Annotated in this window: 16 protein-coding genes; all 16 read left to right on the top strand. The window is 60.3% G+C overall.

Annotated elements, in window-relative coordinates; all coding sequences use genetic code 11:
- Positions 1-452 precede the first annotated feature (452 nt).
- The 16 genes from LCM4577_RS20240 (at position 453) to LCM4577_RS20165 (ending at position 14,537) form a co-directional block, all read left to right on the top strand.
- Complete coding sequence (locus LCM4577_RS20240; RefSeq protein ID WP_071073088.1) at positions 453-773, top strand: iron-sulfur cluster assembly accessory protein; 321 nt, start codon at positions 453-455, stop codon at positions 771-773.
- 15 nt (positions 774-788) lie between these two features.
- Entirely contained in the window at positions 789-2,006 is a 1,218-nt protein-coding gene (gene nifS / locus LCM4577_RS20235) for a cysteine desulfurase NifS (RefSeq protein WP_071073086.1), read from the top strand.
- Entirely contained in the window at positions 2,003-3,223 is a 1,221-nt protein-coding gene (gene nifV, locus LCM4577_RS20230; protein ID WP_083354791.1) for a homocitrate synthase, read from the top strand. Before nifS ends, nifV begins: the two co-directional genes overlap by 4 nt.
- Positions 3,207-3,587 (top strand): nitrogenase stabilizing/protective protein NifW, encoded by a 381-nt coding sequence (gene nifW, locus LCM4577_RS20225; RefSeq protein ID WP_040971438.1) that lies wholly within the window; start codon positions 3,207-3,209, stop codon positions 3,585-3,587. Before nifV ends, nifW begins: the two co-directional genes overlap by 17 nt.
- A 179-nt stretch (positions 3,588-3,766) precedes the next feature.
- Positions 3,767-4,618, top strand: a complete 852-nt coding sequence (locus LCM4577_RS20220; RefSeq protein ID WP_040971437.1) for an electron transfer flavoprotein subunit beta/FixA family protein — start codon at positions 3,767-3,769, stop codon at positions 4,616-4,618.
- Between the two features lie 15 nt (positions 4,619-4,633).
- Positions 4,634-5,743 (top strand): electron transfer flavoprotein subunit alpha/FixB family protein, encoded by a 1,110-nt coding sequence (locus tag LCM4577_RS20215; protein WP_040971436.1) that lies wholly within the window; start codon positions 4,634-4,636, stop codon positions 5,741-5,743.
- Positions 5,744-5,753: 10 nt separating this feature from the next.
- Positions 5,754-7,061 carry an FAD-binding protein gene (locus LCM4577_RS20210; RefSeq protein ID WP_071073084.1) on the top strand — a complete coding sequence of 436 codons (1,308 nt, stop codon included), beginning with the start codon at positions 5,754-5,756 and terminating at the stop codon, positions 7,059-7,061.
- Positions 7,062-7,071: 10 nt separating this feature from the next.
- Positions 7,072-7,365 carry a ferredoxin family protein gene (locus tag LCM4577_RS20205; protein ID WP_040971434.1) on the top strand — a complete coding sequence of 98 codons (294 nt, stop codon included), beginning with the start codon at positions 7,072-7,074 and terminating at the stop codon, positions 7,363-7,365.
- A gap of 223 nt (positions 7,366-7,588) precedes the next feature.
- Positions 7,589-9,280 carry a nif-specific transcriptional activator NifA gene (nifA, locus tag LCM4577_RS20200; RefSeq protein ID WP_244508389.1) on the top strand — a complete coding sequence of 564 codons (1,692 nt, stop codon included), beginning with the start codon at positions 7,589-7,591 and terminating at the stop codon, positions 9,278-9,280.
- A gap of 176 nt (positions 9,281-9,456) precedes the next feature.
- Positions 9,457-10,491: an L-threonine 3-dehydrogenase gene (gene tdh / locus LCM4577_RS20195; RefSeq protein ID WP_071073081.1), complete on the top strand. Its 1,035-nt coding sequence runs from the start codon at positions 9,457-9,459 to the stop codon at positions 10,489-10,491.
- A 507-nt stretch (positions 10,492-10,998) separates the two neighbouring features.
- Positions 10,999-11,157, top strand: a complete 159-nt coding sequence (locus tag LCM4577_RS20190) for a hypothetical protein (protein WP_157900483.1) — start codon at positions 10,999-11,001, stop codon at positions 11,155-11,157.
- A gap of 114 nt (positions 11,158-11,271) precedes the next feature.
- Complete coding sequence (gene nifB, locus LCM4577_RS20185) at positions 11,272-12,753, top strand: nitrogenase cofactor biosynthesis protein NifB (protein ID WP_040971432.1); 1,482 nt, start codon at positions 11,272-11,274, stop codon at positions 12,751-12,753.
- A 33-nt stretch (positions 12,754-12,786) separates the two neighbouring features.
- Entirely contained in the window at positions 12,787-12,981 is a 195-nt protein-coding gene (locus tag LCM4577_RS20180; RefSeq protein ID WP_040971431.1) for a 4Fe-4S binding protein, read from the top strand.
- A gap of 95 nt (positions 12,982-13,076) precedes the next feature.
- Positions 13,077-13,382 (top strand): nitrogen fixation protein NifZ, encoded by a 306-nt coding sequence (locus LCM4577_RS20175; RefSeq protein ID WP_071073080.1) that lies wholly within the window; start codon positions 13,077-13,079, stop codon positions 13,380-13,382.
- A gap of 15 nt (positions 13,383-13,397) precedes the next feature.
- Positions 13,398-13,610, top strand: a complete 213-nt coding sequence (gene nifT, locus LCM4577_RS20170; protein ID WP_040971429.1) for a putative nitrogen fixation protein NifT — start codon at positions 13,398-13,400, stop codon at positions 13,608-13,610.
- A 42-nt stretch (positions 13,611-13,652) separates the two neighbouring features.
- Entirely contained in the window at positions 13,653-14,537 is an 885-nt protein-coding gene (locus tag LCM4577_RS20165; protein ID WP_071073078.1) for an SIR2 family protein, read from the top strand.
- The last annotated feature ends 11 nt before the right edge of the window (positions 14,538-14,548 follow it).

The following is a 14,548-nucleotide window of genomic DNA, read 5'->3' as shown; positions in this document are numbered from 1 at the left end:
TGTCGTCTAAAGCGGCGGGGAACGGTTCCACCCGCGCAGAGCGGTTCTGACCCAGCCCTGACATGTTGCCCCAGCCCTGACATTTGGCTTGCTCCGTTCGATCGATCGCGAGGGCACTCGCAGCATGATTTTTGTCTCGGCGGTTTTTGCCGCAACCGCCAATAAGCGCCTCAAAAGTCGTGCCAATTCGCCTGAACAAGCGCAAAAAAGTTCCGCACGCTCATCAATGATTTATGTGAGAGTTCAGTGGGAACCGAGGCCGGACACTTTGTGTGACGTACTCGACAAACCCGGCAGTACGTGTCGGTTGTCCGACGTCTTTTCAGCAATGGCCAACAAGATTGATAGCGCCTCTAGAGGGATCGCGGCGTGTTGAAACGGATTTTTCCTCTTTGGCACGGTCCCTGCAGCGTGATCCGCAAAGACGTCACGGATTGAGGAGATATCTTGCTATGATCACGCTCACCGACAATGCTGTTGCCGCCGTCAAGACCGCTCTTTCCCGCACCAGCGAGCAAGCGGAGGGCTTTCGCATTATGGTCCAGACCGGCGGCTGCGCCGGGTTCAAATACATAATGGGCCTGGAGAGCGTCTCGCGCCAGGGCGATGTGATCACGGAGACAGATGGGATCAAGCTGTTTGTGGACGCAGACTCCCAACCCCATGTCGCCGGCATGACCGTCGACTTCGTCACCGGGCTCGATTCTTCCGGCTTTGTCTTCGACAACCCCAACGCGCGGGACAAGTGCGGCTGCGGCAAGTCCTTCAGTTAACTGAGGACTGTTCGTATGAGGCCTGTCTACCTCGACAACAACGCAACGACACGGGTCGATCCTGACGTTTTGCAAGCGATGTTGCCGTACTTCACGGATCAATTTGGCAACCCTTCGTCGACGCACGCGTTTGGCTCCTCAGTCGGTGCGGCGATAAAAAAGGCACGGCGGCAGTTGCAGGCGCTGATCGGCGCGCAGTTCGACGATGAGATCACCTTCACCTCGGGTGGAACAGAAAGCGACAATGCAGCGATCCTTTCGGCGCTCGAGGTCACGCCCGACCGAACCGAGATCGTGACGTCCGCGGTCGAGCATCCCGCCGTATTGACGCTGTGCGCGCATCTTGAACAGACTCGCCGTGTCAAGGTCCACACGGTCCCCGTGGATCGTCGTGGCCGGCTTGACCTCGACGCCTACAAGGCAGCCCTCTCGCCCCGTGTGGCAATCGTCTCGGTCATGTGGGCGAACAACGAGACCGGCACGATCTTTCCCGTGGCCGAGCTCGCTGAGTTGGCCAAGGAAACTGGCGCCCTTTTCCATACCGATGCAGTGCAGGCGGTCGGCAAGCTTCCGATGGACCTGAAATCGACCGCTATCGACATGCTGTCGCTCTCCGGCCACAAGCTTCATGGCCCCAAAGGGATCGGTGCACTTTGGATAAAGCGTGGCGTGCACTTCCGCTCGCTGATCAAGGGCGGAAACCAACAGCACGGCCGGCGTGCCGGTACCGAGAACACACCCGGTATAATCGGGCTCGGCATGGCAGCCGAACTCGCTTTGAAATTCATGGACGACGCGACCACACGGGTAAAGTCGCTGCGCGACCGCCTGGAGGATGAGATCCTCCAGCGCATCCCAAGCAGCTATGTCACTGGCGATCTGATGGAACGGTTGCCAAATACCGCAAACATCACCTTTGAACATGCCGCAAGCGATGGAATCCCACATCTGCTGAGCCGCGTGGGCATCGCCTGTTCCTCCGGCTCCGCCTGCACCTCCGGCTCAATGGAACCCAGCCATGTCCTGAGCGCGATGCAGATACCACACGCGGCAGTCCGCTTCTCGTTTGCGCGCGACAACGGCGAAGAAGACGTCGAGCGGGTGCTTGAGGTCATGCCGGCAATCGTGGAGAAGCTGCGTGACTCTCCTGGTTCTGGGTCGCGTGGGCGAAGTCCCGAAGACGTTCGATCCTGTATGTACCTGACCGGCAGCAGAACAGGCTGCCATTCATGAGCCGTGATGTCTTCCTCAACGACACGACCTTGCGCGACGGCGAGCAGGCGCCCGGTGTCGCCTTTACGACGGCGGAAAAGCTGGAGCTCGCCGAGTCTCTTGTGGCAGCCGGCGTCCCGGAGATCGAGATCGGCACGCCTATCATGGGCGCCGACGAGATCGAAGCAATTCGCGCCGCGGTCGCGCGGCGTCTCCCGGTTCGGCTGATGGCCTGGTGCCGGATGAAGGCGCGGGATCTCGATGCAGCGATCGAGAGCGGCGTCGGCGCCGTCAATCTGTCGCTGCCTGCATCGGACATCCAACTTGCCGCCAAGCTCGGCCTCGATCAGGCGGGAGCGCTCCAGCTCATCGAGGATATGGTGAGGCGCGCAGCCGCCAGTGGCTTCTTCGTCGCTGTGGGCTGCGAGGATGCCTCGCGGGCTGATGGCGGTTATCTTGCCCGCGTCATCGAAACGGCTGCGCGCGCCGGCGCAAGCCGTGTCAGGCTTGCCGACACGGTCGGCATTCTCGACCCGTTCTCGACTTTCGAACTCGTCGCCCAGCTCAAGGCAAAGTCTGAAATCGACCTCGAATTTCATGCGCACAACGATCTCGGCCTTGCGGCCGCCAACACGCTGGCCGCGATCCGCGCAGGTGCGCGCCATGCGTCCGTCACCGTCCTCGGGCTCGGCGAGCGTGCGGGTAATGCCGCGCTGGAAGAAGTGGCAGCCGCGATGGCTGTCATCGACGGCGCCGATACCGGGATCGAGCTGACCGCATTGCCCGACCTCGCCGCCCAGGTGGCTTGCGCCGCCCGCCGGCAGACGGCGGCTATTAAGCCGGTCGTCGGCGCCGATGTTTTCACCCACGAGTCCGGCACTCATGTCGCAGGGCTGCTGAATGACGCGCGCGCCTATCAGGGGCTCGACCCGGCACTCGTGGGCCGCTGCCGGCGTATCGTCATCGGCAAGCATTCCGGCGCCACCGCGATTGCCCGCGTGCTGAGCGAAAGCGGTCGCGATCTCGACCCGGATTTGGCAGCCGCAATCGTGGCTCGCGTCCRCCGCAAGGCGGCCGAGACGAAATCGATCGTGACAGCAACTCAACTGGTCGAGCTCTACGATGGGATGTGCAGCGAGGCACGCCTCGCGCATATCGCAGTTCCAGGCCAGCTGGGAGACGTACGCAGCGCACCACAGTTGTCCGACCGGGGAGAGTGCGATGAATTGTTCCGCTGACGGCCACCCCATCGATGTTACCGACATCCTCGCGCGACTGAAGGGCCTGTCGGCCGCGGAGGAGTTCTTCGCGCTCCTTGGGATCTCTTATGATCCAAAGGTGCTGAATGTCTCACGGCTTCATATCATGAAGCGCGTGGGCCAATATCTTGCCGAAGAAGATCTATCCGATCTGCCCGACCAGGTAGTCGCGGCGCGGGTGCGCGCCACGTTGCAACGCGCCTATGAGGACTTCGCGACTTCCTCTCCACTGACGCACCGGGTCTTCAAGGTGCTCAAAGACCGCGATCCGAACAAGCCCGCCAGGCCGGGACGCACCTTCGTCCCGTTCGAGTCCGTACTGAAGCGGTTCCCAAAAGAATGAGAGTGACATGGTTGCGACGCGACAATGTCGAGAACCCGACACATCCGGTCGTCGTGAACACGCCCCTGAGAGAAATCAACAGAGCCTCCAGCAATAGGAGGACGCAAAACGATTTGGCACGAATAGTGCTGCCAACCAGATCAGACCCGCACCCGGTTAAAAGCCCAAAGGGACCGCCAATGCACATCCTAGTCTGCATCAAGCAAGTGCCGGACTCGGCGCAAATACGCGTCCATCCCGTCACGAACACGATCATGCGCCAGGGTGTGCCTACCATCATCAATCCTTACGACCTGTTCGCCCTCGAAGAAGCGCTCAGACTGCGCGACAACTACGGCGGCGAGGTCACCGTCCTCACTATGGGTCCGCCCATGGCAGAGGACGCCTTGCGTAAGGCCCTCGGTTACGGCGCCGACCGGGCAGTGCTGTTGACCGACCGCTACTTTGCCGGCTCCGACACGCTGGCGACCTCGTACGCTCTTTCCCAGGCAATCGCGAAGGTTGGCGAGACGTTCGGCACTCCAGACATCGTCTTCACCGGCAAGCAGACGATCGATGGAGACACCGCCCAGGTCGGACCCGGCATCGCCAAGCGCCTCGATCTCATTCAACTCACCTACGTCGCGAAAATCCCCTCCGTTGACCTTGATGCCCGCGAGATCAAGGTCGAGCGCCGCTGTGAAGGCGGCGCGCAGATGCTCAAGAGCAGGCTACCTTGTCTCATCACGATGCTGGAAGGCACAAACGAAATCCGTCGGGGCTCGCTCGAGGACGCCCTGTACGCCGCGCGCAGCCAGGTCCTGAGATGGAGTGCTGCCGACGCCGGCATTGATGACCTCACCAGATGCGGCCTGCGCGGCTCTCCGACGGTCGTCAAGCGCGTTTTCGCCCCTACAGCGCGGGCGGAAAAGGCGGCACTTATCGAAACCCCCGAGAGGAATTTGCGTGATCTTGCTGACGAACTTATCGCCGCAATCTTAACCCGCGGGCCAGCGCTGGAACAGGAACTCGCCTTCAACGGCGGCGAATGACGGCAAGGAGAGACGATGTCGAGCGCGAATCGAGAAGCCCCTCGCCCTGCCTCCGGCCGTGCCGGCACAAAGAAGGAGCTGCCCGACCATTTCAAAGACTATCGCCACGTTTGGGTCTTTATCGAGCTCGAGCGCGGTCAGGTCCACCCGGTATCGTTCGAACTGCTCGGTGAAGGCCGCAAGCTCGCCGACAAGCTTGGCGTCGAGCTTGCGGGGATCGTGCTCGGACCGCCAGGAGAGACCACCCAGTCTGCGGTAGCCGAGGCCTTCGCTTATGGCGCCGATCTTGTCTACAACGTCGAGGCGCCGCTGCTTGCCGACTATCGCAACGAGCCTTTCACCAAGGCGATGACGGATCTGGTCGATGCCCATAAACCCGAGATCCTGCTTCTCGGGGCGACCACACTCGGCAGGGACCTTGCTGGTTCGGTCGCAACAACCTTGAAGACAGGGCTCACGGCCGACTGCACCGAACTCGACGTCGATACGGACGGTTCGCTCGCTGCGACCCGTCCAACGTTCGGCGGTTCCTTATTGTGCACGATCTACACGCTCAATTACCGGCCGCAGATGGCAACAGTGCGACCGAGGGTCATGCCCATGCCGCAGCGGATGGATAAGCCGGTCGGCCGTATCATCCGGCACAAGCTATCGGTAGCCGAGGATGACATCGTCACCAAAATCCTCGGTTTCCTGCCGGATAGCCAGTCTGGAAAGGCCAATCTTGCCTATGCCGACGTTGTGGTTGCAGGAGGCCTCGGTCTAGGCGCGGCGGAGAACTTGCAGCTTGTGAAGGATCTCGCGCGAGCAATCGGCGCCGAGCATGGCTGTTCGCGCCCGTTGGTCCAAAAGGGCTGGCTGTCGGCTGATCGGCAGATCGGCCAAACAGGCAAGACCATCCGGCCGAAGCTTTACATAGCGGCTGGAATTTCCGGCGCCATCCAGCACCGGGTTGGCGTCGAAGGGGCGGATCTCATCGTGGCTATCAACACCGATCCGAACGCGCCGATTTTCGATTTCGCCCACCTTGGGATCATCACCGACGCGATCCGCTTCCTTCCCGCACTGACGGAGGCCTTCACGCGGCGGCTGTCGCCCCACAGTCGCGATAAGCTTGCGAACTAGGGAGCTGGACATGATCAAGGAAAAATTCGACGCCATCGTTGTTGGGGCCGGCATGTCCGGAAACGCTGCTGCTTACACCATGGCAAGCCACGGCCTGAACGTGTTGCAGTTGGAGCGAGGTGAATATCCGGGCTCCAAGAATGTTCAGGGTGCAATCATGTACGCGAACATGCTGGAGGAGATCATCCCGGATTTCCGGGATGATGCGCCTCTCGAGCGGCATTTGGTCGAACAGCGGCTTTGGGTGATGGACGATACATCCCACACCGGGATTCACTATCGGTCGGACGACTTCAATGAGGCCAAGCCCAACCGCTATACGATCATTCGGGCCCAGTTCGACAAATGGTTTTCGCGTAAGGTGCGCGAGGCCGGTGCGACGGTTCTGTGCGAGACGACCGTGACGGAACTCGTGCGCGATGCCAAGGACAAGGTGGTCGGCGTCCGCACCGACCGGACCGGCGGAGAGATTTTCGCGGACGTTGTCGTTCTCGCAGAAGGTGTCTGCGGACTGCTCGGCACGCGCGCCGGGCTTCGCGAGATGCCGAGGCCGAAATCCGTGGCGCTCGCCGTCAAGGAAATGCATTTCCTGCCTGAAGRGGTCATCGAGCAGCGGTTCGGCCTCAAGGCCGGTGAAGGGTGCGTGATCGAGGCCGTGGGTACGATCTCCCGCAGCATGGCCGGGCTCGGCTTCCTTTACACCAACAGAGAGTCGATCTCACTGGGCATCGGCTGCCTTGTTTCCGATTTCGCTGCGAGCATGGAGAGCCCATACGTCGTACTCGACACGTTAAAAAATCATCCTTCGATCCGGCCGCTAATCGCGGGCTCAGAGGTGAAAGAATATGCCGCGCATCTCATTCCCGAAGGTGGCTATAAGGCGATTCCGCAGCTTTTTGGCGACGGTTGGGTGGTGGTCGGCGATGCCGCGCAATTGAATAACGCCGTCCATCGCGAGGGTTCGAACCTCGCCATGACCTCTGGCCGCATCGCGGCTGAGGCAATCGTGCAGGTCAAGAGCCGCAAGCGTCCCATGACCAAACAGAACCTTGCTCTCTACAAGACCATGTTAAACAAGTCTTTCGTGATCAAAGACCTGAAGAAATACAAAGACATGCCGGACCTGCTCCACACAAATTCACGAAATTTCTTTACCACCTACCCGCAGCTGATGTCGCAGGCGGCCCAGAACTTCATGCGGGTCGACGGCACCCCGAAACTCGACAAGGAAAAAGCGACCACTACTGCCTTCATCAAGGCGCGTTCGCGCTGGGGGCTGCTGAGCGATATGGTCCGCCTGACATTTGCCTGGCGCTAGGAGAGACGAGATGACAATCGCAGCGTCACGCATCGAGGAGAAGCTCTACCAGAATCGCTACCTGGTCGATTCGGGGCGTCCGCATATCAAAGTGCGACGACACCAGAAGCCCAGCGCCAACCTGCTCGCGTTGACCCGCGTCTGCCCGGCCCAATGCTATGAATTGACCGACGAGGGCCAAGTGGAGATCACCGCCGACGGTTGCATGGAGTGCGGCACCTGTCGGATACTGTGCGAGGCCAGTGGTGAGATCGAGTGGAATTATCCGCGGGGCGGCTTCGGTGTCCTTTTCAAGTTCGGATGACCCATGCACGCCCGCGCCATTGCCAGAGCCGATACCTGGACGCGATAGCAGCATGACAATTTGCAATTGAACAGGGGCTCGTGAATACTAGGATATCGCGAGTCGAAAGAAAGGCGCTTTGGGAGGGGCACCTTACAACCCCTGAGGTGTTTCCATGGGTCAAGTAATGCGGGATCGGGAGCACAAGGTAGGGCTTCGCGACGCACGGGCACCTATCAAAGCCATGCACGAGCCGAACATCCCGATCAGGGGAATCTACGAGATATCCGAGATCCTGACCGCTCCCACGCGGCTGGAGATCACGCTTGCCAATGTCGTCAACGCACTCTCCTCGTTTGTGCAAATGCGTCATGGAGCAATGGTCCTCCTGGACGCGGAAGGAGAGCTGGAGATTGCCGCAACCGCCGGCAACAACCACGAACGTCAATCAGAGTGGCGCAGCGTCATACCGCAGGCCGTGGTAGACCGGATCGTCGCTACGGGGACGCCGCTCGTCGTACACGATGTCAGCAGGTCCGAACTGTTTCAGGCTGATCTTCCAACGGCTTCGAGTCGCGCCACCATGGCGGTTACCTTTATCGGAGTGCCAATAGAGGCCGAGGATGAAATCCTCGGTACACTGTCGATCGACCGTGTCCGGGACGGCGCCGCCAGCGTGCGTTGCGACGAAGACGTACGCTTCCTGACGATGGTCGCCAACCTTGTCGGCCGCACCATCCGCCTCCATCGCAGCCTGAGCACAGATGGTCAGCGGCTTGTCGAGGAGCAACGGAGACCGGAGAAATCGGTCGACGAGAAAGAGACCCGCCCTGCCCGGCATTCGCATGTCAAAATCGACGGGATCATCGGGGAAAGTCCCGCACTCAAGCAGGTGCTTGAAACCGTCGCGGTCGTGGCAAGGACCAATTCTACCGTGCTGTTGCGGGGTGAAAGCGGCACCGGCAAGGAATTTTTTGCGCAGGCCATCCATAAGCTTTCGGCTCGCAGCAAGAAGGCTTTCGTCAAATTGAACTGCGCCGCACTGCCTGAAAGCGTTCTGGAATCGGAGTTGTTCGGGCATGAAAAGGGCGCCTTCACCGGGGCTGTCGCGCAGCGCGCAGGCCGTTTCGAATTAGCGAATGGCGGAACCCTGTTGCTCGACGAAATCGGCGAGATTTCGCCTGCCTTCCAGGCAAAGCTGTTGCGCGTCTTGCAGGAAGGCGAGTTGGAGCGCGTCGGCGGTACCAGGACGCTAACGGTCGACGTCCGGCTCATATGCGCCACCAACAAGGACCTCGAGACGGCTGTCGTGAACGGAGAGTTCAGGGCCGATCTTTACTACCGCATCAATGTGGTGCCAATCATGCTGCCACCGCTCAGAGAGCGACCTGGCGATATTCCACGCCTTGCGAAGGCCTTCCTCGATCGATTCAATAGCGAGAACCATTGCGAGCTCGCCTTCGCGCCGCCGGCGCTTGACCTGATCTCGCAATGCTACTTCCCTGGCAACGTCCGTGAGCTGGAAAACTGCGTTCGAAGGACGGCCACTCTTGCGCGTTCAAGTACGATCGCCACTTCGGATTTTGCCTGCCAGAATAGCCAATGCCTGTCTTCCCTCCTCTGGAAAGGAGCCGACCGTGCAAACGACGGCTATGCCAGCGATGAGTTCGGCCGCAACAGGATGCCGGTTGAAATGCCGCTGGGAGCTAGGCGCTTCGGCGCCCCCGAGGGCGCAGCGGTGCCCGTCAACGGCCGCGGTCCGAACGATCCTGTCTCAGGTGCACCAGGCATGCGTGTGACCGATTACGACCGGCTGATCGACGCGATGCAGAAGGCCGGCTGGGTTCAGGCCAAGGCTGGGCGTATCCTCGGCCTCACGCCACGGCAAGTCGGCTATGCCCTGCGTCGGCATGGTATCGAGGTGAAGAAGTTCTAGAAGCCTGCGACGTCGAACGGTCAGGCCTCCTCGCGCCGTGTGCGAGTGGTGCCTTTGAGACGCCACTCGACGCGACGCATGTTGAAGCGCGGGAGCTACGTCATCGGTTTCTCTTTCCCGGGGCTGCCCAGGCCCGCATCCGCACTCAGATGTCGGCGGATCCAAGGAAGAAAAGAATGTCCAACATGATGAAGGCGCTGGTGAAGGCCAAGGCTGAGCCGGGCATCTGGATGGAAGAGGTGCCGGTGCCGGAGATCGGCCCCAACGACGTGCTGATCAAGGTCAGGAAGACCGCGATCTGCGGCACCGACGTCCACATTTATAACTGGGACCAGTGGGCGCAGAAGACGGTGCCGGTGCCGATGGTGACTGGTCATGAATTCGTCGGCACCGTCGCCGATTTCGGCGCGGCGGTCACCGAGTACAAGGYCGGCCAGCGCGTCTCGGGCGAAGGGCATATCGTCTGCGGTCACTGCCGCAACTGCCGCGCCGGACGAGGGCATCTATGCCGCAATACATTGGGTGTCGGCGTCAATCGGCCCGGCGCCTTCGGCGAGTACATGGTGATCCCGCAGCACAACGTCGTGCCGATCCCCGATGACGTGCCGGACGAGATCGCGGCAATCTTCGATCCACTGGGCAATGCGGTGCACACCGCACTGTCCTTCGACCTGGTCGGTGAAGACGTGCTGGTCACCGGCGCCGGTCCGATCGGCATCATGGGCGCGCTGGTGGCGCAGTGCGTCGGCGCGCGAAAAGTCGTCATCACCGATATCAATCCGGTCCGGCTGGAACTGGCGCGCAAGCTCGGCGTGCAGCATGTCGTCGACGCCTCGAAGGAAAAGCTGCGCGACGTCATGCCTTCGATCGGCATGAGCGAAGGGTTCGATGTCGGGCTGGAGATGTCGGGCGCCGCACCCGCCTTCCGCGACATGATCGACACCATGAACAATGGCGGCAAGATCGCCATTTTGGGCATCGCGCCCACCGGCTTCGAGATCGACTGGAACAAGGTCATCTTCAAGATGCTGCATCTGAAAGGCATCTATGGCCGCGAGATGTTCGAGACCTGGTACAAGATGATCGCGCTCGTTCAGGGGCCGCTGGACGTGTCGGGGCTGATCACGCACCGCATTGGGATCGACGATTTTCAGGTAGGGTTCGATGCGATGCGGAGCGGCAGCTCGGGCAAGGTGGTGATGGATTGGTAGGCGTTATGCCCCCGTCAAGCCTTGGTACTGCCAGCGCCACGCCGTCAGACGTTCGTTTGGGATTGAATACTGTCGGATAGTGATGCTCGTTTAGCGTTCGACGAAGGGTCCAACCCCGCCTTCCTGATAAACTCGCACTCCGCACCGGAGATCAAATGGACGCAGAGGATTAACGTCATCGTTGTCAATGGTCAGCGCCTCGGCAATATGCTTGTCGGCGCTTCGCTCGAAGCAGCGCGGCGGTGATACAGGTGGTGCACAGGAACCCCTCGTGGACAGCTTCAATCCGAGTAAGTTGAGCCCTGTCGATAGCGCCCGGGCCCATCTGCTCTTGTTCAGTCACAAAAATCCCCCTTGGCCAGGTTGTTGATCGATCCTGCAGGCTCAGGGCAGCCGATCGTCCCGGAGAACTCGCTGCAGCTCCCGATCGGCATCGCGCTGGCGATCCGCCTCTAGATAGGCCTTAGAGAAGGCCTCCAATGGCCAACCATGTTTTATGCAGCTTTTATGCTGGCAGTCCAATCGGCCGCGCACTATCCGCTTTGGAAGACCGCGCCCAATCTCGGCGACCATAAGCCGGCGCTCGGCCAGTATCGCTGGAACCCGGTGCCGCTGTGGAGCGAGCCGGCCTGTTCAAGTCGCAAGCCCGACAAAAATGTGACGTAACGAACAGGCGGAATCGTGCATGAAAGCCGACATATTGAACTGAAAACCGCGTTTTTGAGCTGGCACAACTTTTGCGGTTTGAACTGCGACGTCCACTCAGGAACGGAGCCGTTCATGTCTCTACCGACGATTTCGCTTGAGAGTTTGGTCAGCACTAAATCCTTCGACCAGTTGCTGGCCACCGCGAAATCCGCCGGTTGCGCATCTTCATCCTGCGGCTCGTCCGCAAAGCCGGACGAGATGGACTCCGCTGTCTGGGAGAAGATCAAGGACCATCCATGCTATTCCGAAGAGGCGCACCATTATTTCGCGCGCATGCATGTGGCGGTCGCGCCAGCCTGCAACATCCAGTGCAACTACTGCAATCGCAAATATGACTGTGCCAATGAGAGCCGACCCGGGGTCGTCTCGGAAAAGCTGACTCCAGACCAGGCGCGACGCAAGGTGATCGCGGTGGCCAACGAAGTGCCCCAGTTCTCGGTGCTCGGGATCGCCGGGCCGGGCGACGCCTGTTACGACTGGAAGAAGACAAAGGCAACTTTCGAACGCGTCGCCACGGAAGTCCGCGACATCAAGCTGTGCATCTCCACCAACGGTCTCGCGTTGCCGGATCATGTTGCGGAGCTTGCTGACATGAATGTCGATCATGTGACAATCACCATCAACATGGTCGACCCCGAAATCGGCGCAAAGATCTATCCTTGGATCTTTTACAACCATCGCCGCCACACCGGCATCGACGCTGCCAGGATCCTGCACGAGCGGCAGATGTTGGGCCTGGAGATGCTGACCGCGCGCGGCATCCTCACCAAGATCAATTCGGTGATGATCCCCGGCGTCAACGGCGAACACCTGATCGAGGTCAATAAATGGGTAAAGGAGCGCGGCGCGTTCCTGCACAATGTCATGCCACTGATTTCCGACCCAGCGCACGGTACGCATTTCGGCCTGACCGGGCAGCGCGGCCCAACTGCGTTGGAACTGAAGACGCTTCAGGATCGCCTTGAAGGTGGCGTCAAGCTGATGCGCCATTGCCGGCAGTGCCGGGCCGACGCTGTCGGCCTGCTTGGCGAGGATCGTGGCCAGGAGTTCACGATCGACCAGATTTCGGACGACATCACCTACGACGCCAGCAAACGCAACGCCTATCGGGAGGTGGTCGCGCGCGAGCGCGGCGATCACGTGGCAGCCAAAAGCCAAGCGGTCGAGACGGTCAAGGCAACGGGTTCGGGCAAATCGCTCCACATCGCTGTGGCGACCAAGGGCGGCGGCCGGATCAACGAACATTTCGGCCATTCGAAGGAATTCCAGGTTTATGAGGTCTCTCACAGGGGGATCAGCTTCATCGGGCATCGCAAGGTCGAGCAGTATTGCCTCGGCGGCCGAGGCGCGGACGCCACCCTCGAAGGCGTCATAGCTGCGCTCAAAGGCATCGATATCGTGCTGTGCGCCAAGATCGGAGATTGCCCCAAGGATCAGCTCGCGGAAGCTGGAATCCGGGCAATGGATGTTTATGGCTACGACTACATCGAGACCGCTATCAGCGCGCTTTACGCCGCCGAGTTTGGGAGCGAACCACTGGCGGCGACGGCTTGAGCGTCTCGTCCCAACCGAATCAGGAGTTGAGAAATGGCCTTCAAGATCATCGCCTCGCAATGCACGCAATGCGGTGCCTGCGAGTTCGAATGTCCATCGAGCGCGATCAAATTCAAGGGCGAGATCTATGTGATCGATCCGAAGAAGTGCACCGAGTGCAAGGAGGCCTTCGACACCCAGCAATGCGCCTCGGTATGCCCGGTGCCGGGGACCTGCATTCCCGCCTAACCCACTCGGGTTAGCGGAACGGTCGGGGTCGCTTCCGGACCACGCCATGACCTCCTTTATTAACGAACTGAAGCCGCAAGGAAGGAAGAAAGGGGATGGGCCTCGGACGCGAACAGGAGGTCGAGATCCGCAAGCCTCCGCGATTTATGCCGGGCGAGCGGGTCCGTGCCACACGCCACATAAAGAATGACGGCACCTATCCCGGTAGGGAGATAGGCGCAAACCTCGTGCGGAAGGGCGATGAAGGCTATGTGCGCGACATCGGCACCTTTCTCCAGCAGTTCTACATCTATGCGGTCGAATGGTTCGATCGCGGCACCGTCGTTGGCATGCGCGCCCACGAACTGATCAGCCTCGACAAATCCGGGGATCTTTGTGCCGAAATCACTTGTGGTCACTAGAAAGGGAACAGGCCGATGAAGGTTATGATCCGCAAGACCGACGCCGGCCTATCGGCGTATGTGCCCAAGAAGGATCTCGAAGAGCCGATCATCGGCGTCGAGAATGAAGAGCTATGGGGAGGGTCTATAACGCTCAGGAACGGCTGGCGGCTCGTTCTGCCCGACCTTCCGCGAGATACACCTTTGCCGATCACCGTCGAGGCAAGAAAGATCTCCGACGAGGATTGATGCCGCAGGTCGGCAACCTGAGAGCGTCAACGGGAACCGAGCATGAATAAGATCCTCGCCTTGGGCCATCTCATGATCAATCGGGACAGTCATGCCGCCAAGCAGCTTAAACTGCTGAAGAAGGCTCTCTGCGCCGATGAGATCATCCCGTATCTGGGTCCCGACCTGCTTCGGCTTAGGTACGAGGAACCACCGGTACCGCACACGCCGCAAGCCGTTGCCGCAGCATTCAACGCGCGGGCGCCCGCTCCTTCCAAGATTCGAACCAATATGTGGTCGGTCGCCCAATTCATCRAGCAGCGCCGGCATCGGCGGACGCTCCAAGCCTGGATGGCTGAGATATTCGCAGGCCCGGTGGCGCCGACCGTTTTCCATGCCTGGCTCGCGACACTTCCCCTCTCGCTGATCGTCGATAGCTGGTACGATGGCGCCATGCGCGCGGCCTTCATAGACACCGGCCGCACTGATGTCGTCGAAATTCAAGGCGTCACGCGGGCGCACGCAGTTGGCGACGTTTGGACGAAAACGTACGATTTGTCTGGAACGGAACTCCAACCAGAATCGGCGGCAACGACAGTCCTCTATACCCCGCACGGCAGCATCAAGCCGGCGGCAAACTTCCTTATCGCAGATTCGGATTACGTCGAAGCGCTAACCGAAATCGATATCCAGACTCCGATCCCGCGCGCCGTGAAGGAACGGCGCACCAAGCGCGGCTTCTTCTTCTTCGGCTGCCGGTTCGACGACCAAATGCTGCGCACCTACGCCAGACAGGTCATCAAGCGCTCAAGCGGCCCGCACTTCGCGGCTATTGAGTCGGCAACGCTGACCAAAAACGAACGCCGCTTCCTTGCAGCAAACGCAATCACGGTCATAGACATGCCGGCAGCCGAAGCCGCGGCTCAACTGGTTGGGACAGGCGTCTAGCAGATGACAAC

The sequence above is a fragment of the Mesorhizobium sp. LCM 4577 genome (assembly GCF_001854795.2).
GTDB lineage: Bacteria > Pseudomonadota > Alphaproteobacteria > Rhizobiales > Rhizobiaceae > Mesorhizobium > Mesorhizobium plurifarium.
This window is presented reverse-complemented; position numbering and strand designations above follow the sequence as displayed.